General features: G+C 72.1%; 16 protein-coding genes. 10 read left to right on the top strand and 6 right to left on the bottom strand.

Translation table 11 applies throughout. The annotated features are described in order from the left end of the window. Nucleotides 1–146: 146 nt before the first annotated feature. Nucleotides 147–1,586 (top strand): ABC transporter permease, encoded by a 1,440-nt coding sequence (locus ACIGCK_RS04425; protein ID WP_396664124.1) that lies wholly within the window; start codon nucleotides 147–149, stop codon nucleotides 1,584–1,586. Between the two features lie 26 nt (nucleotides 1,587–1,612). Then, nucleotides 1,613–2,338, top strand: a complete 726-nt coding sequence (locus ACIGCK_RS04420; protein ID WP_396664122.1) for an ABC transporter ATP-binding protein — start codon at nucleotides 1,613–1,615, stop codon at nucleotides 2,336–2,338. Nucleotides 2,339–2,417: 79 nt separating this feature from the next. Here the strand turns inward: ACIGCK_RS04420 and gndA are convergent, their stop codons facing one another. Together gndA and eda are read right to left on the bottom strand one after the other, a co-directional pair. Further along, entirely contained in the window at nucleotides 2,418–3,989 is a 1,572-nt protein-coding gene (gene gndA / locus ACIGCK_RS04415) for an NADP-dependent phosphogluconate dehydrogenase (RefSeq protein ID WP_396664120.1), read from the bottom strand. 61 nt (nucleotides 3,990–4,050) lie between these two features. After that, nucleotides 4,051–4,698: a bifunctional 4-hydroxy-2-oxoglutarate aldolase/2-dehydro-3-deoxy-phosphogluconate aldolase gene (gene eda / locus ACIGCK_RS04410; protein ID WP_396664118.1), complete on the bottom strand. Its 648-nt coding sequence runs from the start codon at nucleotides 4,696–4,698 to the stop codon at nucleotides 4,051–4,053. Between the two features lie 114 nt (nucleotides 4,699–4,812). Here eda and ACIGCK_RS04405 point away from each other — a divergent pair, with 114 nt between their 5' ends. Both ACIGCK_RS04405 and ACIGCK_RS04400 read left to right on the top strand, forming a co-directional pair. Next, entirely contained in the window at nucleotides 4,813–6,255 is a 1,443-nt protein-coding gene (locus ACIGCK_RS04405; RefSeq protein WP_396664116.1) for a gluconokinase, read from the top strand. After that, nucleotides 6,252–7,205, top strand: a complete 954-nt coding sequence (locus tag ACIGCK_RS04400) for a phosphoglycerate dehydrogenase (RefSeq protein ID WP_396664114.1) — start codon at nucleotides 6,252–6,254, stop codon at nucleotides 7,203–7,205. Before ACIGCK_RS04405 ends, ACIGCK_RS04400 begins: the two co-directional genes overlap by 4 nt. A 278-nt stretch (nucleotides 7,206–7,483) precedes the next feature. On the opposite strand, the gene ACIGCK_RS04395 is transcribed toward ACIGCK_RS04400, so the two are convergent. Continuing rightward, on the bottom strand, nucleotides 7,484–8,179 hold the full coding sequence (locus ACIGCK_RS04395) for an FCD domain-containing protein (protein ID WP_330170094.1): 696 nt from the start codon (nucleotides 8,177–8,179) through the stop codon (nucleotides 7,484–7,486). Nucleotides 8,180–8,350: 171 nt separating this feature from the next. Between ACIGCK_RS04395 and ACIGCK_RS04390 the strand changes: the two genes are divergently transcribed. From ACIGCK_RS04390 to ACIGCK_RS04380, 3 genes are read left to right on the top strand one after another with little or no spacing between them, the layout of a single operon-like run. Continuing rightward, the gene (locus tag ACIGCK_RS04390) at nucleotides 8,351–9,739 is read left to right on the top strand and encodes a GntP family permease (RefSeq protein ID WP_396664112.1); all 1,389 of its coding nucleotides are present in this window, start codon (nucleotides 8,351–8,353) and stop codon (nucleotides 9,737–9,739) included. A gap of 33 nt (nucleotides 9,740–9,772) precedes the next feature. Beyond that, on the top strand, nucleotides 9,773–10,540 hold the full coding sequence (locus ACIGCK_RS04385) for an SDR family oxidoreductase (RefSeq protein WP_396664110.1): 768 nt from the start codon (nucleotides 9,773–9,775) through the stop codon (nucleotides 10,538–10,540). A gap of 26 nt (nucleotides 10,541–10,566) precedes the next feature. Beyond that, on the top strand, nucleotides 10,567–11,589 hold the full coding sequence (locus tag ACIGCK_RS04380) for an L-idonate 5-dehydrogenase (RefSeq protein ID WP_396664109.1): 1,023 nt from the start codon (nucleotides 10,567–10,569) through the stop codon (nucleotides 11,587–11,589). 36 nt (nucleotides 11,590–11,625) lie between these two features. Here the strand turns inward: ACIGCK_RS04380 and ACIGCK_RS04375 are convergent, their stop codons facing one another. Beyond that, the gene (locus tag ACIGCK_RS04375; RefSeq protein WP_330170090.1) at nucleotides 11,626–11,751 is read right to left on the bottom strand and encodes a hypothetical protein; all 126 of its coding nucleotides are present in this window, start codon (nucleotides 11,749–11,751) and stop codon (nucleotides 11,626–11,628) included. Nucleotides 11,752–12,005: 254 nt separating this feature from the next. Here ACIGCK_RS04375 and ACIGCK_RS04370 point away from each other — a divergent pair, with 254 nt between their 5' ends. Continuing rightward, complete coding sequence (locus tag ACIGCK_RS04370; RefSeq protein WP_396664106.1) at nucleotides 12,006–12,626, top strand: 50S ribosomal protein L25/general stress protein Ctc; 621 nt, start codon at nucleotides 12,006–12,008, stop codon at nucleotides 12,624–12,626. Between the two features lie 107 nt (nucleotides 12,627–12,733). Continuing rightward, nucleotides 12,734–13,321 carry an aminoacyl-tRNA hydrolase gene (gene pth / locus ACIGCK_RS04365; protein WP_396664104.1) on the top strand — a complete coding sequence of 196 codons (588 nt, stop codon included), beginning with the start codon at nucleotides 12,734–12,736 and terminating at the stop codon, nucleotides 13,319–13,321. A gap of 14 nt (nucleotides 13,322–13,335) precedes the next feature. On the opposite strand, the gene ACIGCK_RS04360 is transcribed toward pth, so the two are convergent. Continuing rightward, nucleotides 13,336–14,007: a hypothetical protein gene (locus ACIGCK_RS04360; RefSeq protein WP_396664102.1), complete on the bottom strand. Its 672-nt coding sequence runs from the start codon at nucleotides 14,005–14,007 to the stop codon at nucleotides 13,336–13,338. A gap of 84 nt (nucleotides 14,008–14,091) precedes the next feature. On the opposite strand from ACIGCK_RS04360, the gene mfd reads away from it, so the two are divergent. Then, nucleotides 14,092–17,697, top strand: coding sequence for a transcription-repair coupling factor (gene mfd / locus ACIGCK_RS04355; protein ID WP_396664101.1), 3,606 nt, complete (start codon nucleotides 14,092–14,094; stop codon nucleotides 17,695–17,697). A gap of 58 nt (nucleotides 17,698–17,755) precedes the next feature. Here mfd and ACIGCK_RS04350 read toward each other — a convergent pair whose 3' ends face one another. Continuing rightward, entirely contained in the window at nucleotides 17,756–20,455 is a 2,700-nt protein-coding gene (locus ACIGCK_RS04350) for a phosphoenolpyruvate carboxylase (RefSeq protein ID WP_396664099.1), read from the bottom strand. Between the last annotated feature and the right edge of the window lie 91 nt (nucleotides 20,456–20,546).

The raw sequence follows: 20,546 nt of genomic DNA, 5'->3' as shown, positions 1-20,546 counted from the left end.
ATGCGCCGGCTATGAAGAGGGCCATGCCGTTCCTGTGAGGGATGCGGCGCGTCCATAGCGTCCCGATAGGCGGCGCTGAGGGTCTCCATGAGATGGCTCCCTAACGTCGCTTCCGGTGGGCCGAGTGGCCGACGAGAGGGAGAGAGATGTACGGCATCTATCTGCGGCGCGAACTGGCGGGCCGCAAGAAACAGACGATCATCGTCGCGGCGGGGCTGGGCCTGGCGATCGCGCTCGTGATCATCGTGAACGCGCTGTCGGCGGGAGTCCGCGAGGCGCAGGCGCAGGCGCTCGAATCGGTCTACGGCGTCGGAACCGACCTGACCGTCACGGGCGCCCAGGCGGAACCCGGATCGGGCGGGGGACCTCAGTTCGAGTTCGAGGACGGCGCGGGAGAGAGTGCGGACGGGACGACGACGCTCAGTCAGTCTCGGCTGATGACGGACCGCATGCGCGGCACTCTGGACTCGTCGACGCTGGATGACATCCTCGCGATCGACGGGGTCGCCGCGGCATCCGGGGCGCTGAGCCTGACCAACACGACCTTCTCCGGCGAGATGCCCGACCGCTCGCAGACGACCGCCCCGGGAGAGGGCGCTGCGCCCCCCGAGGGCGGCGCGGACGGCGCCGGGGGAAGCGCCTTCGACCTCGACTCCTTCACGGTGCTCGGCGTCGATCCCGCCGCCGCGTCGGTGGGGCCGCTGTCCGCCGTCGAGCTGACCGGCGGACGCGGCCTGGCGGCGGATGACGCGGAGGCGTACGTCGCCGTCGTCGATGCGACCTACGCCGCGACGGCGGAGATCGCCGTCGGCGACACGATCGACGTCGCCGGTGCCGACGTGGAGGTCGTCGGCGTCGTCGCATCGACCTCGAGCGATGCGGACACCGCCGCGAACGTGTATCTGCCGTTGGGCGTCGCTCAGGAGCTCGCCGGAGTCGAGGACGTCGTCTCCACCGTCTACGTCCAGGCGGAGTCCTCCGACGCCATCGCCGCCGTACAGGCCGCGATCGGCGAGGAGCTGCCGGATGCCACGGTCAGCTCCCAGTCGGACCTCGCCTCGGACGTCTCCGGATCGCTCTCGAGCGCCACGTCACTCATCACGAGCCTCGGCACCTGGCTCTCCGTCGTCGTCCTGACCGTCGCCGTGCTGCTCGCGGTGCTCTTCACGATCTCGGGGGTGTCTCGGCGCACGCGGGAGTTCGGAACGCTGAAGGCGATCGGCTGGTCGAACCGTCGGGTCGTCGGGCAGGTGGCGGGGGAATCGCTCGTGCAGGGGCTCGTCGGCGGCGCCGTGGGCGTCGTGGTGGGGCTCGCCGGCGTCCTCGCCATCAATATGGCAGCCCCGACGATCTCGTCCGCTCCGGCCGCCGAGACGGGACCGGGCGGCATGGGCGGCCCGGGAGGCTTCGGCGCCGCCGCGGCGACGCAGACCACGACGGACATCGTGCTGCAGGCGCCCGTGACGGCCGGGATCATCGCCGCGGCCGTCGGCCTCGCCGTCGCGGGCGGCCTCGTCGCCGGTGCGTTCGGCGGATGGCGCGCGGCCCGTCTGAGTCCCGCCGAAGCGCTGCGTTCGGTCGGCTGATGCACACACACGAAGGAGATACGGACATGATACTCATCACCACTGAGAGCACGGGCACGGCGGATGCCGCGGCATCCACGCTGTACCGCCTCTCGCGGGTCGTGAAGACCTACGCGCAGAAGGGTCGCCGGGTGACGGCGCTCACGGGCGTCGACATCGAGATCGCGGCGGGCGAGTTCGTCACGATCCAGGGGCCCACCGGGGGCGGCAAGTCGACGTTCCTCCAGCTGCTGGGAGCGCTGGACCGGCCCACTTCCGGCACCGTGATGCTCGGCGGCACCGACATCGCCCGGGCTTCCGCGACCGCGCTCGGACGCCTGCGGGCGCACGAGATCGGTTTCGTCTTCCAGGGATTCAACCTGATCCCCACGCTCACCGCGCACGAGAACGTCGACATGGCGCTCGAGCCGCTCCGGGTCGCGCCCGCCGAGCGCAGGGCGCGGGTCGCGGAGGCGTTGACCCATGTGGGGCTCGCCGAGCGGGCGGATCATCGCCCGGGCGAGCTCTCGGGCGGTCAGCAGCAGCGCGTCGCGATCGCGCGCGCCATCGTCAAGCGCCCGCGGGTCCTGCTGGCGGACGAGCCCACCGGAAACCTCGACGAGTCGATGCGAGACGAGATCCTCGCACTGCTGGAGGGCCTGAACGGGCAGGGGCTGACCCTCATCGTCGTCACGCACGACTCCGCCGTGGCGAGGCGGGCGACGCGCCGGCTGCGCCTCGAGCGGGGGAGCGTGCGCGACATCACGCGCTGACCCGCTGGGGCCAGGACGATACGACGGAGGCGCCGGTGCAGCGGATGTGCACCGGCGCCTCGCGGACGCGATCGTGGCGTCAGTGGGTGTCTTCGGCCTCGATCTCGGTGCGGTCTCCCGACCACAGCGTGTGGAAGGTGCCCTCCTTGTCGATGCGCTTGTAGGTGTGCGCACCGAAGAAGTCGCGCTGTCCCTGGATCAGCGATGCGGGAAGGCGCTCGGCGCGCAGTCCGTCGTAGTACGACAGCGACGACGAGAACGCCGGAGCGGGGATGCCGGCGGCGGCGGCCTCGGCGACGACGCGACGCCATGCGGCCTGCGCACGGCCCAGCGCCTCGACGAAGTACGGGGCCGTCAGCAGCACGGGAAGGCCCGGCTCGACGTCGTACGCCTCGGCGATGCGGTTGAGGAACTGGGCGCGGATGATGCAGCCGCCGCGCCAGATCTTCGCGATCGCCCCCAGGTCGATCGACCAGTCGTACTCGGCCGCGCCGGCACGGATCTCGTCGAAGCCCTGCGAGTACGCCACGATCTTCGACGCGTAGAGCGCGAGGCGGACGTCCTCGATGAACGCGTCGACGTCGTCGACCGACAGGCCCTCGGCGGGACCGGGCAGGTCGCCCGACACGGCGCGCTGCTCGGGGTGCGAGGACAGCGAGCGGGCGAACGTCGCCTCGGCGATACCCGAGACGGGGACGCCGAGGGACAGGGCCGTCTGCACCGTCCACGCGCCCGTGCCCTTGGCGCCGGCCTGGTCGAGGATGACGTCGACGAGCGGCCTGCCGGTCGCGGCATCCACCTGGCGCAGCACCTCGGCGGTGATCTCGATGAGGTAGCTCTCGAGCTCGCCGCGGTTCCACTCGGCGAAGACGTCGGCGATCTCGGCGGGGGTCTTGCCGGTTCCGCGCCGGATGAGGTCGTAGGCCTCGGCGATGAGCTGCATGTCGGCGTACTCGATGCCGTTGTGCACCATCTTCACGAAGTGACCGGCCCCGTCGTGCCCGACGTGCGTCACGCAGGGCTCGCCCTCGGCGACGGCCGCGATGGAGCGGAGGATCGGGCCGAGCGTCACCCACGACTCGTCGGAGCCGCCGGGCATGATCGAGGGGCCGTTCAGGGCTCCCTCCTCGCCGCCGGAGATGCCGGCGCCGACGAAGTTGATGCCCGTCTCGCGGACGGCCTTCTCACGGCGGATCGTGTCGGTGAAGAGGGCGTTGCCGCCGTCGACGATGATGTCGCCGGGTTCGAAGACCTCGATCAGCGCGTCGATGACGGCATCCGTCGCCCGTCCGGCCTTGACCATGATGATCGCGGTGCGGGGGGTCGTCAGCGACGAGGCGAACTCCTCGTAGGAGGAGGCCGGGACGAACTCGGCCTCCGGGTGCGCGGCGACGAGCTGCTCGGTCTTCTCGTGGCTGCGGTTGTAGATGGCGACGGTGTTGCCGTCGCGGGAGGCGAGGTTGCGCGCCAGGTTGGAGCCCATCACCGCGAGGCCGACGACGCCGATATTGGCCGTGGGGGCCGTGCCGCTGTCGGGACCCGTGGGGGCGGGGGCGTCGCGGGGGACGTCCTCGGGCGAGGGCGCGCCCTCGTGGACCTCGGCCGAACCCGGGTCGTCGTCTCGATCGGTGGACGTGTTGGTGCTGTTCATACCTCTCCTCGTGCGTGCCGACCAGCAGTGCTCCGCGACAGGATGCACCCGGGACCGTTCCCTAGCGTAGTGCGGTCGTGTGCTCCGATTCGGCGATGGCGACGGCCTCGCGTGTGAGGCGCACGATCCGGTCCCAGTCGCCCGCCCGCACGGCGTCGGGCGGCAGCATCCACGATCCGCCGACGGCGAGGACGGAGGGGATCGCGAGGTAGTCGTGCATGTTCTTCGGCGAGATGCCGCCCGTGGGCAGGAATCGCACGTCGGCGAACGGCGCCGAGAGGGCGCGCAGGCTGGCCGCCCCGCCGGAGGACTCGGCGGGGAAGAACTTCACCGCGGGTGCGCCGTGCTCGAGGGCGGCCTGGATCTCCGTGGCGGTGACCGCTCCCGGCACGATCGGCACTCCGTGCTCGCGGCAGCGCTCCATGACGGCGCGGGACGTGCCGGGGGAGACGATGAAGCGCGCACCGGCGGAGACCGCGGCATCCACCTGATCGGGGCGGATGACGGTGCCGGCGCCGATCAGCACGTCGCCGCGCGCGGAGGCGGCCTCGATCGCGGCGGCGGCGGCGGCGGTGCGGAAGGTGATCTCCGCGACGGGCAGGCCCCCCTCGGCGAGCGCGGCGGAGATGCGCGCCCCCTCGTCGGCGGTGGTCGCGGTCACGACGGGGACGATCCTGTGGGCGGCGAGGCGGTCTAGGAGAGGGGACATCATCATCTACTTCCCGAAGGCGCGGACGTCGCGCGGCGGTCAATATGATCATATCATTGGCCGGGTGACGACGATGTGCCGCACCGCGCCCTCCCAACGACGGACCAGGACACCATGATCATTCTCGCGCTCGAAGCCAGCACGACCTCGGCGAAGACGATGCTCTTCGATACCGACAGTGGAGAGATCTCGGTCCGCAGCCGCCGATTCGAGGTGGACGGGCCGGATGCCGCGGTGCGCGACGGCGACGACGTCTACACGCAGCTGATGGCGCTCGGGCGCGAGAGCGCGCGCGGTCGGCCCGTCGATCTGATCGTGCTGAGCGGCACCTGGCACGGCCTGACGCTGCGGACCCGCGACCTCACCCCCGTCACCCCCGTCATGGAGTGGCCGTACACGGGCGCCCAGGACCTCTGCGCGAGGCTGCGCGCCGACCAGGAGTTCACCTGGTGGTTCTACGAGCGCACCGGGTGCATGGTCAACGCCGTCTACCCGGTCTTCAAGCTGCTGCACCTCGCGGAGCAGGGGCAGAGCCTCGACGGCCTCGTCGCGCTCGATCAGCCGAGCCTCACGTTCGCGCGGCTGACGGGGGAGGTGTGGACCAACCCCGCGCTGGCCTCGGGCACCGGCCTGCTCAACGCGCACACGGCGCAGTGGGACGACGAGGTCATCGCTCGCCTCGGCCTTCGCGGCGTCGTGCTGCCCGAGCTGAAGGACGCGACGGCCACGGCGGGGCTGACCGCGGAGGCGGCCGTGCTGCTGGGCCTGCGCCCCGGCATCCCCGTCCTCACCCCCGGTCCCGACGGCGGCCTCAGCCAGGTGGGGGACCTCGCCACCAACCCGGGCGACATGACGTTCTCGATGGGCACGAGCGGCGCCCTGCGCTTCTCCACCCGCCACCCCTCGTTCTCGCCGACGCTCAGCACGTGGTCCTACCGCTCGCCCCTCGGTGCGCTCAGCGGTGCCGCGACGTCGGGATGCGGCAACTGCGTCGACTGGGCGCGCGAGCGCCTCTTCGGCGCCTCCGTGGACTACGCCGAGATCGAGCCGCTCCTCTCGGCCGACAAGCAGGACCTGCCGGTCTTCCTGCCCTTCCTCTTCGGCGAGCGCAGCCCGGGCTGGCAGGACCAGCGCCGCGGCGGGCTCGTCGAGCTGCGCCCGCAGCATTCCCGCGCGGACATGTATCAGGGGGTGCTGGAGGGGATCGTCTATTCCCTCTACCACTGCTTCAAGGAACTGACCGCCCTCAACGGCGCCCCACGACGCATCGTGCTCTCGGGCGGGGTCCTCTCCTCCCCGTTCTGGACGCAGCTGACCGCCGACGTGTTCGGCGCCGACATGGAGGTCTCCCCCCGTCAGCACAGCTCGATCACGGGGGCCGTGCGGATGGGCCTGCGCGCGTCGGGGCTTCCCGAGACGCACCCCTCCCTCGACGGCGAGGAGCCGCGCATCGTGCATCCCCGCACCGAGCGTCGTGCGCAGTACGACGCGGGCTTCGCACGCTATCTGGAGCAGTACGGCCGGAGCCTGCCCGGCACCGAGAGGAACACGGTATGAAGATCCTGATCACTCCCACGTCGCTCTGCCGCGACCGTGACAATCCGGCGCTCGAGCCGCTGCGCGCGGCCGGCCACGAGCTGCGGTTCGCCGAGACCGGCAGGCCGCTGACGGCCGCCGAGCTCGTCGGCGCGCTGCCGGGCGTCGACGGCGTCATCGCGGGTCTCGACGAGTACAGCGCAGCGGTGTTCGACCACGCGTCCGAGCTGAAGGTCATCGCTCGCTACGGGGTCGGCGTCGACAACGTCGACCGGGATGCCGCGGCCGCCGCCGGCGTCGTGGTCACGCGCACGCCGGGCGCCAACGCCGTGGCGGTCGCGGAGATGACGATCGGCCTGGCCTTCGCCGCCGCGCGCGGCATCCCGCGACTGGATGCCGGGGTGAGGGCGGGGCAGTGGCCGCGCGGGGAGGGGATCGAGCTGAGGGGGCGGTCGTACGGCGTCGTCGGATTCGGAGCGATCGGCAGGCTCGTCGCCGACCGCGCCCGCGGACTGGGCATGCGCGTCGCGGCGTACGACCCGCTGTTGCCCGACGCGGTGTTCGAGGCTGCGGGGGTCGACCGCGCCGATCTCGACGACCTGCTCTCGATGAGCGACGTCGTGAGCGTCCACGTGCCGCTGCTGGCCGAGACCCACCATCTCCTCGACGCCCGGCGCCTGGCCCTCCTGCGCGCGGGGGCGATCGTCATCAACACCGCCCGCGGCGGGCTGCTCGACGAGGCCGCCGCGCTGTCGGCGCTGGAGGCGGGCCGGCTGCACGCCGTCGCGATCGACGTCTACGACACCGAGCCGCCGACGGCATCCGTGCTCGTCGGTCATCCGCGCGTCGTGTCGACGCCCCACAGCGCGGGGCACACCCGCGAGGCGATCGCGCGGATGGCGCAGGGCGCCGTGGCCGACGTGCTCACGGTGCTGCGGGGCGAGCGGTCGCCGAACGCGGTGACCCCCTAACCCGCGTCGCCCCGCGCGGCCCTCGAGGGCCCGCGCATCCCCTCACGCTCGCACCCGCGGCAGGGCCCTCCCGACGGCGCGCTGCCCAGCAGAGGGGGATTGCCGAGGAGAGGAGGGATGCGCCGACTTTTCGCCTCTGCTCGGCAATCGCCCTCTCCCGGGCAGAGGGGATGGGGGCGTAGACGCCTCTCCCGGGCAGAGGGGATGGGGGCGTAGACGCCTCTCCCGGGCAGAGGGGGCGCGGCACTCTCCCGGGCAGGGGACCCGCGCGCCGGGCCCTAGTTGCTCCCGCGCACCTCGCTGAGCACGGCTTCGACGTACCTGCGGGTGTGGACCTCGGCCGCGTCGGCGTCGCCGCGGGCGATCGCGGCGGCGGTCTCGATGTGGTTGTGCAGGGCCTCGTCGTAGGGAGTGCCGGGCGTGAGACCCAGGTGCGAGCGCCCCGCGATCACGGCGGCGATGGGCGCCTTCGTCGCGGCGAGCATGAGGTTGCCGCTCGCGTCGAGGATGAGGTCGTGGAAGGCGATGTCGGCGATCAGGTACTCCTCCGAGTCGCCCCGGCCCGCGTGCCCGAGCTCCTCGAGACGGGCGGCGAGTCGCAGGATCTCCGCCCGCTGGACGTCGGAGGCGCGCACGGCGCTGAGTCGTGCCGCAATCGGCTCGATCGCGGCACGGAGCTCGGTGACGACGATCAGCTGCTGGTCCCGTCGCGGCCCGCGCAGCTGCCAGTCGATGAGGCGCGTGTCGAGCGCGCTCCACTCGGCGACCGGGCGCACCGTGACGCCGACCCGGCGTCGGGACGCGAGCATGCCCATGGCCTCGAGGACGCGGACCGCCTCGCGGATGACGGTGCGGGACACACCGTACTCGGACTCGAGCCCCGCGAGCGTGAGGACGGACCCCGGGGGGAGCTCGCCCGCCGCGATGCGCGTGCCCAGGGCGTCGAGAACGGGTCCGTGCGAGGCCTGGGCCACAATGCTCCGATCAAAAGTATGACGACATGTTGCCAAAAATACGATCTTTGTGTGAGGATTCTCACGGCTCGCGGCGAGGCATCCCCGCTCCGACGGGCCGCTCGAAATCCTAACGCGGGAGCACCGGCCCATCGGGGCGGCTCCCCATTCCTCACATCAACGGAGATCCCGATGGAAGATTGGACCCAAACGCTGGGTACCCTGCCGCTTCTCGGCATTGCGGCCGGCGCGATCGCGCTCATCCTCGTCATGATCATCGTCTTCAAGGTGCACGCCTTCCTGACGCTGATCGTCGTTTCACTGCTCACCGCCTTCGTGGCGGGCGTGCCCGTGTCGGCCATCGCCGCGACGCTGACGGGAGGCTTCGGCGGCACGCTCGGAACGGTCGCCCTGCTCGTCGCGCTCGGCGCGATGCTCGGTCGCCTCATCGAGCACTCGGGCGGCGCGAAGGCGCTGGCCGACAAGTTCGTCGAGGTCTTCGGCGAGAAGCGCGCGCCGTTCGCGCTGGGCATCGCGTCGCTCATCCTGGGCTTCCCGATGTTCTTCGACGCGGGCCTGGTCATGATGCTGCCGATCATCTTCGCGATCGCGCGCCGTGTCTCGACCAACAACGTCCTGCTGTTCGGCATCCCGGCGGCCGCCGCCTTCTCGGTCATGCACGTCTTCCTGCCCCCGCACCCGGGTCCCGTGACCGCCAGTGAGCTGTACGGCGCGAACCTCGGCATCGTCCTGGTCGTCGGGCTCGTGATCGCCTTCCCGGTCTGGTACGTCTCCGGTTACCTGTGGGGCAAGTTCGTCGCCGCGCGCATCCCGCTGCCCGTCCCGAACCTCTTCGGAGGCATCGACGAGGACCAGCCGGTCAACCCGCCCAAGCCGCGCACGATCATCCTGCTGCTGCTCCTGCCGATGCTGCTGATCTTCCTCAACACGGGACTCACGACCCTCGGCGCCGCCGGGATCGTCCCGGTCGAGGACCTCTGGGCGCAGACGCTCATCCTCCTCGGCAACTCCGCCGTCGCGCTGCTGATCACCGTCATCGTCGCGATGATCGTGCTGGGTCGTCGCCGCGGCGAGAACGGCTCGGCTCTCGAGAAGATCGTCGACTCCGCCCTCGGGCCCGTCGCGTCCGTCATCCTCATCACCGGTGCCGGCGGCATGTTCGGCGCCGTGCTGCGCGCCTCGGGCATCGGCGATGCGCTCGCCGACTCGCTCAGCGCGCTCGGCCTGCCGATCATCTTCGCCGCATACATCATCGCCGTCGTCATCCGCCTCGCACAGGGCTCCGCGACCGTCGCGCTCGTCACGGCGGCGGGCCTTGCCGCCCCCGCGGTCATCGCGGGCGACTTCAACCCCCTGCAGATCGCCGCGATCACCCTTGCGACGGCCGCCGGATCGGTCTTCGCCGGCCACGTGAACGACTCGGGCTTCTGGCTCGTCGGTCGGCTCATGGGCATGGACGTCAAGACCACGCTGAAGACGTGGACCGTGCAGCAGACGATCGAGTCGGTGCTGGCCTTCGCCCTCGTGCTCGTCGTCTACGGCATCGGCTCGATGCTCTGACCCGGCACCCCCGCCACGATCAGGAGAAGACTCATGACCTCGCACTTCGACGTCTCCGACCGCCTCGCCCTCGTCACCGGGTCCTCCCGGGGACTCGGCCGCTCCCTCGCCCTGGGCCTCGCCCGTGCCGGGGCCCGGCTGATCGTCCACGGACGGGATGCCGCGGCGGTCGAGGACACGAGGGCCGAGGCCGAGCGCCTCTCCGGACGCGCCGCCGCATCGGTCACCTTCGACGTGACCGATGCGGCGGAGGTCGAGGCGGGCGTCGCCGACCTGCTCGCGCGGGTCGGGACCCCCGACATCCTTGTCAACAACGCCGGCGTCCAGCGCCGCGCGCCCATCCAGGACTTCGCCGTCTCGGACTGGGACGACATCATCGCCGCGAACCTCTCCGGCGTCTTCTACGTCTCGCGCTTCGTCGCGCCCGCGATGATCGCGCGAGGCTCCGGCAAGATCGTCAACGTCGCGTCCGTGCAGTCACACCTGGCGCGTCAGACGATCGCGCCCTACTCCGCCTCCAAGGGCGGCGTCGCCCAGCTCACGAAGGGCATGGCGGCCGATCTGGCGCGCCACGGCATCCAGGTCAACGCCCTCTCCCCGGGCTACTTCGCGACGGAGATGAACCGGGCGCTGGTCGATGACCCCGACTTCACGGCGTGGCTCACGCAGCGCACGCCCGCGCAGCGCTGGGGCGACTTCGCCGAGCTCGACGGCGCCCTGCTCTTCCTCTCCTCGGACGCCTCGAGCTTCGTCTCGGGGCAGAACATCTTCGTCGACGGCGGCATGACGGCCGTCGTCTGAGCGCTCTCCTCCCCGAAAGGCCCCCCATGCGTGCCGTATTCATCGACGCCAAGCAGACCCTCGCCGTGAGGGAGGTCGACACGCCCGCACCGGCCCGCGGGCAGGTGCGCGTGCGCATCGACTACGTCGGCATCTGCGGCTCGGATCTGCACTACTACTTCGAGGGCGCCAACGGGGCCTTCGTCGTGCGGGAGCCCCTCACGCCCGGTCACGAGGTGTCGGGGCGGGTCGACCTCGACCCGAGCGGCGACTGGCCCGCGGGCACGCCCGTCACGGTGCACCCGGCGACGTTCGGCACGCCGGTGGAAGGGCTCGAGCACGCTCCGCACCTGTGGCCGAACGGCTCCTACCTCGGCAGCGCGTCGACCTGGCCGCACACGCAGGGCGGGCTGGCGGAGTACCTGCTCGTGGATCGCGACATGGTGCGCCCTCTGCCCGCCGGGCTGTCCGTACGCCGCGCCGTGCTCGCCGAGCCCCTCGCGGTGGCCCTGCACGGGCTCTCCAAGGCGGGCGACGTCGCCGGTAAGCGCGTGCTCGTGACGGGCGCGGGCCCGATCGGCCTGCTCGCGATCGCGGCGGTGAAGGATGCCGGGGCCGCCGAGATCACCGCGACCGACGTGCTGCCCGGGCCCCTCGAGCGGGCGCGGGAGCTGGGCGCGACGCGAACGATCGAAGTGACCGCGGAGGAGCTGCCCGCATCGGCCTACGACGTCGTGCTCGAATGCTCGGGAGTCGCGCCGTCCATCTCGTCGGCGCTCGCCGCCGTGCGTCCCGCCGGAACGGTGGTGCAGGTGGGGATGGTGCCGAACGAGGCGCGTCCGCTCAACATCGCTCCGTTCATCTCGAAAGAGGTGACCTACGTCGGCACGTTCCGCTTCAACGACGAGATCGACGCGGCGCTGGACCTGCTCTCGCGCGAGCCCGCGATCGAGGGCGTCATCACCCACGTGGTCGATGCCGACGATGCGGGGAGCGCGTTCGCGGTCGCGAAGGACTCGCAAGCCTCCGGCAAGGTCGTCGTGGCGGTGTGGCCACACGAGAGCGCGTAGGCACGGCTCGGCGCTCCTACGGCTCGCGAGGGGCGCTCAGTCCTTGCGGTAGCCGGCCCGGCCCATCGCGAAGAATGCGCCGACGACGAGCACTCCGCCGACCGTGCTGAGAGCCGCGATGAACCAGGCGAGGTAATGGGAGACGAGTGCGCCGTCGATCATGGGTCCTCCGGGGCTCGGATGCGGGGGGCCCGGCGCACGGCGCCGGCTTCGTGTACTCAGGCTACAGGCTTCGTCGGGTAGCATTGCCGGTGACCCTCGGCGAGGGATGCTTCTGCGCGCCGCACGGCGCGTGCACCGGCATCCGTGATCGACGCGGTGATGTGAGCTCCTCGCGGGCCCTCCTCGCACGTCGGCGTCCGAGCGGACAACCAGACCACCGCGGCGGCCCGTCGCCGCGCACCCCGAGGAGAATCATGTCGGAAGACACCACCGTTCCCGCCGAGCTGCGTTCCAGCTTCGGCAAGGGCTTCGCCCGCCGCCTGCGCGCCGCCGGCAAGATCCCCGCCGTCATCTACGGCCACGGCACCGACCCCGTGCACGTGGCCCTGCCCGGCCACCAGATGATGCTGCTCGTGCGCCGCGCGAACGCGGTCATCGAGCTCGACATCGAGGGCACGTCGCAGCTCGCCCTCGTCAAGGACGTCCAGCGCGACCCGGTCCACCAGATCATCGAGCACATCGACCTGCTCGTGGTGAACAAGGGCGAGAAGGTCACGGTCGACGTGCCGCTGTACACGACCGGTGAGTCCTTCCCGGGCACCATCGCCACCCTCGACGCCTCGAGCATCTCGCTCGAGGTCGAGGCCACCCACATCCCCGAGCACATCGAGGTGGATGTCGAGGGCCTCGAAGACGGCACGCACATCACGGCGGGCGAGCTGACGCTGCCCCGCGGCGCGAGCCTGCTCTCCGACCCCGAGACCCTCATCGTCGCCGTCACCGTGCCCGCCGCGACGCTGGCCGCCGAGGACGAGATCGCCGCGGCCGATGCCGAGGTCGCCGCCGAGCAGTCCGAAGAGGCCGACGCGGAGTAATCCGACGCCCGCTCGCACGAGGGGGCACGCCGGCTCCGTCACGGAGCGCCACGGCGTGCCCCTTCGTCGTCTCACGTCACCGATCCGCCGCAGGGAGGGAGAGCCGGATGCCGCATACCTGGCTCGTGGTGGGTCTGGGCAACCCCGGACCGCGATACGAGAAGACGCGCCACAACGTCGGCCAGATGGTGCTCGACGAGCTCGCGGCGCGACGCGGTGCGGTGTTCCGCGTGCACAAGGCCAACGCGCGGGCGGCCGAGACGTGGTTGCGCCCCGGTGCGGACAAGCTCGTGCTGGCCAAGCCGAACTCCTTCATGAACGTCTCGGGTGGCCCCGCCGCCGGGCTCGCGCGCTTCTTCGGCGTCGACCCCGGGCGCGTCGTCGTCGTCCATGACGAGCTCGACATCCCGTTCGACACCATCAAGCTCAAATCCGGCGGCGGGCACGGCGGCCACAACGGCGTGCGCGACGTGGCCAAGGCCCTCGGCACGGCGGACTTCCCGCGCGTCAGGGTGGGCATCGGTCGGCCCCCGGGCCGGCAGGATCCGGCCGACTGGGTGCTCGACCCGTTCGGCTCGGCCGAGCGCGCGACGCTCGCCGCGCACCTCTCCGACGCCGCCGACGCGGTGGAGACGCTGATCGAGCACGGCCTGGTGGCGGCGCAGCAGCGCTTCCACGCGCCGCCCGCGAGCTGATCGGCCGCGGCGGGTCAGAAGCCTGCGGCACCCGCGGCGACGCCGGCGAGCGCAGCCGCGTAGAGCACGACGCCGAACACCATGGGCGCGACGACGGCGACGACGAGGGCGGCGATGCCCTGCCCCCGGCCGCGCCCACGCACGATCGCGACGATCCCCTGAGCGATGGCCCAGATGCCGAGGACGGTGCCCGCCCAGAAGGCGATCTCCGCTGCGAGGATCCACCCGCGAACCGGGCTGAGCACCGAAAGATCGTCCCAGCCCTCGGCGCTCGCCACATTCAGCTGCTCGCCCACGCCCGCCCCGATCGGGTATCCCGCGATGCCCGCGACGAGCGCCGGAATGAGGAACGCGACGATCGCGAGCACGAGCGCGACCACACCCAGGGCGCCGGATGCCGTCGCGGGGCGCTCGGTCACGGCGGCGCCGTAGGCGGGGCTCACCGGATGCCGATACGGTGCGGCCGGGACGTGGCCGGGGAGGGCCGGCGGCGCGCCCGGGAACCCGTGGGTGCCGGCGGGAGGGGTGCTCACGGGAGCCGCGGGTAGCGGCGGCAGCGGGGGAAGCGGCGGAACGGACGGCGCCGGTGGCGGGGGAGAGGCGGGCGCAGCGCCCCCTGCCGACCCGTCGCGGGCGGGGAGTCCGCCGGGCGAGGGCTCGGTGGGGGGCGGCGTCTTCTCGCTCATGCCCACATCCTAGGCGGCGGTCCACCCCGGGCGAGGACGCGCCCCGGCGCCTCCGGTGTCGGCGCCCGCTCCTAGACTGGTCGGGTGACAATTCACGGGATCACGCGTGCCCTCGCGCGGTCGGAGGCGTTCCGTGAGGGGCTCTCGGCCGCATCCGTCGACACCGACTTCTCGCTCGTCGAGGGGCTCGTCGCCCCCTCGATCGCGGCGCTGCTGGAGCGGCGGGCTGCCGCGGGGGAGCCGCCGGCGGTGCTGGTCGTCACTCCCACCGGGCGCCGCGCCGAGCAGGTGGGGCCCGCGCTGTCGGCCTACCTTCCCGAGGCGCGGGTGCTCTCCTTCCCCGCCTGGGAGACGCTGCCGCACGAGCGGCTCAGCCCCAGCGCCGAGACGATCGGTGCGCGGCTCGAGGCCCTGCGCGAGATCGGGGCATGGGACGGATCGACGCCGCTCGTGGTCACCGCCTCGGTCCGCGCCGCGATCCAGCCGCTCGCGCCCGGCCTCGACGCCGTGGAACCGGTCGACCTGCGCCGCGGCGGCCGGGGCTACGATCTGCCGCGCATCGCCGAGCGCCTCGTCGAGCTCGCGTACGCGCGGGTCGACATGGTCTCCCGGCGCGGCGAGTTCGCCGTCCGCGGCGGCATCCTCGACGTCTTCCCTCCCGTGGCCGACCACCCGTACCGCATCGAGTTCTTCGGCGACGAGGTCGAGGAGGTGCGCGCGTTCTCGGTCGCGGATCAGCGCTCGCTTCCCGGCGAGGTCGACGCCGTGCGCCTCGGCCCGAGCCGCGAGCTGCTGCTGACCCCCGACATCCGCGAACGGGCGGGCGCTCTCCGGGACGGGCTGCCGGGCCTGGCGGGAATGCTGGAGAAGATGTCCGAGGGCATCCCCGCCGACGGCATGGAGTCCCTGCTGCCGGCGCTCGTGGACCGGCTGGTGCCCCTCATCGACTACCTGCCCGCCGGGGCGGCCGTCGCACTCGTCGACCCGGAGAGGGCCGTCACCCGCGCCCTCACCCTGCAGGAGACCAACCGCGAGTTCCTCGAGGCCGCGTGGAGCGCCGCCGTCGCGGGAGCCGCCGTGCCGGTCGACCTCGGGTCGGGCGACTTCCTCCCGCTGGCGAGCCTGCGGGAGTCGGCCCGCGAGCGCGGCGGCGTGTGGTGGAGCTTCAGCGCGTTCGACTCCGGAGCCGCCGATGCGGCCGCCGAGGGAGTGCTGGATGCCGAGGGCGGCGTCGCCACGCGCATCCCCGCCGCACCGGTGCCGTCCTTCCACGGCAACGTCGAGGGGGCGACCGAGCACGTCGGCGAACTCCTCCGTGACGGCTGGAGCGTCGTCGTCGCGGCGAGCGGCCACGGCCTGGTCGAGCGGGCGCGCGATGTGCTCTCCGAGCGGGGCCTGGCGGCGCGCGTCGCCGAGACGATCGACGAGATCCCCGAAGCAGGTGTGGCGCTGTTGACGCAGGCGAGCGTCGAGGCGGGCTTCGAGGCGTCCGATGCGCGCATCGCACTGCTGACCGAAGCCGATTTCTACGGCCGCACGATCGGCGGCGACAGCCGCGTCGTGAAGAAGCTCGCGTCTCGTCGCAAGAACGTCGTCGACCCGCTGCAGCTGAAGGCGGGCGACTTCGTCGTGCATACCACCCACGGCATCGGCCGCTTCGTCGAGCTCGTGCAGCGGGAGGTGTCTTCGGGCGGCCGCAACCCCGTCAAGAGCATGCGCGAGTACCTCGTGGTGGAGTACGCCCCCACCAAGCGCGGCTACCCGGGAGACAAGCTGTTCGTACCCACCGATCAGCTCGACCAGCTCTCCCGATACGTCGGGGGGGAGGCCCCGGCGCTGTCGAAGATGGGCGGAAGCGACTGGGCGCAGGCCAAGGGCAAGGCGCGCAAGGCCGTCCGCGACATCGCCGTGGAGCTCGTGAAGCTCTACTCGGCGCGGATGTCGGCCAAGGGCTACGCGTTCGGGCCCGACACGCCGTGGCAGCGGGAGCTGGAGGAGGCGTTCCCGTTCGCCGAGACCCCGGACCAGCTGCAGACGATCGATGAGATCAAGGCCGACATGGAGCGCCCGATCCCGATGGACCGGCTGCTGTCGGGCGACGTCGGCTTCGGCAAGACCGAGGTCGCCGTGCGGGCGGCCTTCAAGGCGATCCAGGACGGCAAGCAGGTCGCGATGCTCGTGCCGACGACCCTCCTGGTCAAGCAGCACTCCGAGACCTTCACCGAGCGCTTCGCGGGCTTCCCTGTGAAGGTGCGGGCCCTCTCGCGGTTCCAGACCGACAAGGAGACGCGCGAGATCGTGAAGGGGCTCGCCGACGGCACGATCGACATGGTCATCGGCACCCACCGCATCCTCACCGAGCAGGTGGTCTTCAAGGATCTGGGCCTCATGATCATCGACGAGGAGCAGCGCTTCGGCGTCGAGCACAAGGACGCGCTGAAGAAGCTCAAGACCAACGTGGACATCCTCGCGATGAGCGCGACCCCCATTCCGCGCACGCTCGAGATGGCCGTCACGGGGATCCGCGAGATGTCTACGCTCGCGACGCCGCCGGAGGACCGGCATCCGATCCTGTCCTACGTCGGGCCCCGCAACGACAAGCAGGTCGCCGCGGCCATCCGCCGCGAGCTCCTGCGCGAGGGGCAGGTCTTCTACGTCCACAACCGGGTGAAGTCGATCCAGCGGGTCGCGGCGCAACTCGCCGAGCTCGTGCCGGAGGCGCGCATCGCGGTCGCGCACGGGCAGATGGGCGAGCACGCGCTCGAGCAGGTCGTCGACGACTTCTGGGAGCGCAAGTTCGACGTGCTCGTCTCGACGACGATCATCGAGACGGGGCTCGACATCGCGAACGCGAACACGATCATCATCGATCGCGCCGACAAGTACGGACTCTCGCAGCTGCACCAGCTGCGGGGACGCGTGGGTCGCGCGCGGGAGCGGGCATACGCCTACTTCCTCTACGACGAGAACAAGCCTCTGTCGGAGACGGCGGCCGACCGGCTCGAGACGATCTCGGTCAACAACGACCTCGGCTCGGGCATGCAGGTCGCGCTCAAGGACCTCGAGCTGCGCGGCGCGGGCAACATGCTCGGCGCCGAGCAGGCCGGCCACATCGCGGGGGTCGGGTTCGACCTGTATCTGCGGATGATCGGGGAGGCCGTCGCGACCTTCCGCGGCGAAGAGGCCGAGGGACCTGCCGAGCTGCGCCTCGAGCTGCCCGTGCAGGCGCGCATCCCCGAGTCGTACATCGACAGCGAGCGGCTGCGCCTCGAGGCGTACCAGAAGCTCTCGGCGGCGGCCGCCGCGAACGCGGCTCCGGACGCGATCGATCTCGTCATCGACGAGCTGCGCGACCGCTACGGGGAGCCCCCCGCCGAGGTCGAGGGCCTCGTCGCGGTCGCCCGTCTGCGTCGTCGCGCGGGTCGCGCGGGACTCACCGACGTCGTGGCGATGGGACCCAATCTGCGAATCGCGCCGGCGCGCCTGCCGGATTCGATGCGCGTGCGCCTGCAGCGGCTGTACCCCGCCGCGAAGCTGCTGCAGGGCGGCGATGCGCTCGTCGTGCCGCTTCCCCGCGACGGCGGCGACCCCGTCGGCGACGAAGCGCTCCTGGAATGGGTCGCCCAGTTGCTGACGGCGCTGTTCCCCGAGCCCGATGAGGTCGCGCCCGCGCCCGCGGCATCCGCCTGAACCGCACCGCATCCGGGCCGCCCCGTCGCGTGAGGCGGGGCGGCCCGGATGCCGTGGATCAGCCGGTGTTCTGCAGGCCTGCGGCGACGCCGCTGACCGAGAGCAGGAGAAGGCGCTGCTGCTCGGGCGCCGGCTTCTCGCCCTCGGGCGTCGCCCGGAGGGCGCGCAGCGCGCGCAGCTGCAGCAGGGAGAGCGCGTCGACGTAGGGGCTGCGCATCTTGACGGCGCGGCCGAGCACGGGGCGGTTCGCCAGCAGCTCTCCCGAGCCGGTGAGCCTGATGACCCAGCCGCGGGTGAGCGCCATCTCCTCCCGCACCAGTCGCGCGAGGTCGTCGCGGTCGCCGAGGGCGAGGTAGCGCGACGCGATGCGGTCGTCGGCCTTCGCGAGGCTCATCGCGACGTTGTCGACCATCGTGCGCAGCAGCGGCCACTGCTCGTAGGCCTCCCGCAGCAGGTCCTCGTCACCGACGGCCTCGAGCGCCGTGCCCAGGCCGAACCAGCCCGCGAGGTTGATGCGCGCCTGGGTCCACGCGAACACCCACGGGATCGCCCGCAGATCCTCGAGGGACTCGACCGAGAGCCCGCGCCGTGCCGGGCGCGACCCGAGGGCGAGCAGGCCGATCTCCTCCATCGGCGTCACCGTCGCGAACCAGGGGGCGAACCCCTCGGCCTTGACCAGCGCGAAGAAGCGATCGCGGGATGCCGCATCCATCGTCCGCGCGACGTCGGCGTAGCGGGAGGCGGCGTCCTCGTTGCGGCGCTCGACCGACGGTGCCGAGGCCAGCAGCGTGGCGGCGGCGACCTGGTCGATGTGGCGCATCGCGATGGCGGGGTCGCCGTAGCGGGCGAAGATGACCTCGCCCTGCTCGGTGAGCTTGAAGCGTCCGTCCACGGAGTGGGGCGGCTGGGCGAGGATCGCGCTGTTGGCGGGACCGCCGCCGCGCCCGAGGGCTCCTCCGCGTCCGTGGAAGAGGGTCAGCTCGATGCCGTTCTCGCGCGCCCACGCCGAGATCTCGGCCTGCGCCTCGTAGAGCGCCAGGTTCGCCGCCACGGGGCCGACGTCCTTCGAGGAGTCGGAGTACCCGAGCATGACCTCGAGGCGGCGTCCGGTCTCCTCCAGGCGGGCCGCGAACTCGGGGTGCCGGGCGATCTCGGCGAGGATGCCGGGGGCTGCCCGCAGGTCGGCGAACGTCTCGAACAGCGGGATCACATCGAGCACAGGGGGTTGGGCGTCCGGGCCCACGGCGTACCGGGCGAGGCGGTGCACGTTGGCGAGGTCCTCGGCCGACTGCGTGAACGAGACGATGTAGCGCCCGGCGGCGCGCGGTCCGAACCGCTCCTGGACGAAGGCGATCGAGCGGAAGACGTCGAGCACCTCCTCGGCGAGCTCGCTGCGCTGGCCGCCTCCGCCTCCGCCTCCGTCGAGCTCGTCGAGCTCGTCGAGTTCGGCGAGGACGGTGCGGTGCACCTGGGAGTGCTGCCTGACCTCGAGCTCGGTGAGGTGGAACCCGTACGTCTCGACCTGCCAGATGAGGTGCTGCAGGCCGCCGAACGCGTGACGACCGGCCCCCGCCGCGGCGAGGGAGTCCTGCACCGTGCGAAGGTCGGCGAGCAGCTCGTCGGGGGTGCGATACGCGAGGTCGGCGTTGCGCGTGCGGGTCGCCGCGATGCGGCGGGCGATGAGGAGCAGGATGCGGCGGTGCGGCTCGCCGGGGGAGCGCTTGGCGATGTCGGCGGCCGCGTCCTCGTCGGCGGCGCGCAGCCGGTGCCACAGTGCGACGAGCGCGTCGCTCGGGGGCGTCGTCTCGGCGTCGAGGGTGAGGCCGCGCCCCACCCGCTCGGTCGTGCGCTCGAGCCCCCGGAGCACGTGCTCCGAGGCGATCGCCGCCGCCTTGCGGGTCACCTTGGCCGTGACGAAGGGATTGCCGTCCCGGTCGCCGCCCACCCACGATCCGATCCGGACGAACGGGGTGACGATCGGAGCGCGTCGCCCGGCGGCCACCCCCTGCAGTGCGTCATCCACGCGGCGGTAGACGTGCGGCACGGCGGTGTAGAGGGTGTCGTCGAAGACGGCCATGACGGCGCGCACCTCGTCGGTCGGGGAGGGCTTCTCGGCGCGCAGCGGCGCCGTGCGCCAGAGCGTGTCGATCTCCTCGAGGATGCGTCGGCGCGCGCGCCGCTCGTCGGCGCCGCCGCGAAGCGACGCGTCGAGCTCGCCGAGGAGGCCCGCGATGCGGCGCACGCTCGTCGAGATCGCCCGCCGTCGCGCCTCGGTGGGGTGCGCCGTGAAGACGGGGTGGAAGCGCAGCGCCTTCAGCCGCGCGAGCGCGGTCTCATCGCCCACCTCCTCGGCCAGGCGCACGAAGGCCGCCGCGACCGAGTCCGTCGCGGCGTCCTTCTCGGGGCGTCCGTCGCGCTCGCGCAGCACGCGCACGCGCTGGTGCTCCTCGGCGAGGTTGACGAGGTGGAAGTAGCACGTGAAGGCACGGGCGACCTCGTCGGCGCGCTCGATCGAGAACTCCTCCACGATCGCCGCGGCCCGCTCGAAGGCCTCCGGCGAGGGGTCGGTGTAGGCCTGGATCGTGGCGGTGCGCAGGCGCTCGACGTCCTCGTAGAGGCCGGCGCTGCCGCTCTCGCGCAGCACCTGCCCCAGGAGGGAGCCGAGCAGGCGGACGTCGGCCCGCATCTGCTCGGGCAGCTCCTGGCCGGCATCGAACCGGCCGACGAGATCGATCGCCTCGGTGGTGGGTGAAGACATACCTCCAACGGTAGCGGGCGCCGTGTCTCGCTCCGTCACCCACGGCGTCACCCAGCGCGCCGCTTCGCGAGCCACTCCGGTCCCCGCGCAG

This window comes from Microbacterium sp. NPDC078428, assembly GCF_044542535.1.
GTDB classification, from domain to species: domain Bacteria; phylum Actinomycetota; class Actinomycetes; order Actinomycetales; family Microbacteriaceae; genus Microbacterium; species Microbacterium limosum.
Note: the sequence above shows the minus strand (reverse complement) of the source record. Positions and strands in the feature narration are given on the sequence as shown.

Coding starts and splice junctions, on each gene's coding strand:
- ACIGCK_RS04370 (WP_396664106.1), top strand. CDS start 12,006: ATGTCGGAAGACACCACCGTTCCCGCCGAGCTGCGTTCCAGCTTCGGC.
- pth (WP_396664104.1), top strand. CDS start 12,734: ATGCCGCATACCTGGCTCGTGGTGGGTCTGGGCAACCCCGGACCGCGA.
- ACIGCK_RS04420 (WP_396664122.1), top strand. CDS start 1,613: ATGATACTCATCACCACTGAGAGCACGGGCACGGCGGATGCCGCGGCA.
- ACIGCK_RS04405 (WP_396664116.1), top strand. CDS start 4,813: ATGATCATTCTCGCGCTCGAAGCCAGCACGACCTCGGCGAAGACGATG.
- gndA (WP_396664120.1), bottom strand. CDS start 3,989: ATGAACAGCACCAACACGTCCACCGATCGAGACGACGACCCGGGTTCG.
- ACIGCK_RS04385 (WP_396664110.1), top strand. CDS start 9,773: ATGACCTCGCACTTCGACGTCTCCGACCGCCTCGCCCTCGTCACCGGG.
- ACIGCK_RS04360 (WP_396664102.1), bottom strand. CDS start 14,007: ATGAGCGAGAAGACGCCGCCCCCCACCGAGCCCTCGCCCGGCGGACTC.
- ACIGCK_RS04350 (WP_396664099.1), bottom strand. CDS start 20,455: ATGTCTTCACCCACCACCGAGGCGATCGATCTCGTCGGCCGGTTCGAT.
- ACIGCK_RS04425 (WP_396664124.1), top strand. CDS start 147: ATGTACGGCATCTATCTGCGGCGCGAACTGGCGGGCCGCAAGAAACAG.
- eda (WP_396664118.1), bottom strand. CDS start 4,698: ATGTCCCCTCTCCTAGACCGCCTCGCCGCCCACAGGATCGTCCCCGTC.
- ACIGCK_RS04400 (WP_396664114.1), top strand. CDS start 6,252: ATGAAGATCCTGATCACTCCCACGTCGCTCTGCCGCGACCGTGACAAT.
- ACIGCK_RS04390 (WP_396664112.1), top strand. CDS start 8,351: ATGGAAGATTGGACCCAAACGCTGGGTACCCTGCCGCTTCTCGGCATT.
- ACIGCK_RS04375 (WP_330170090.1), bottom strand. CDS start 11,751: ATGATCGACGGCGCACTCGTCTCCCATTACCTCGCCTGGTTCATCGCG.
- ACIGCK_RS04380 (WP_396664109.1), top strand. CDS start 10,567: ATGCGTGCCGTATTCATCGACGCCAAGCAGACCCTCGCCGTGAGGGAG.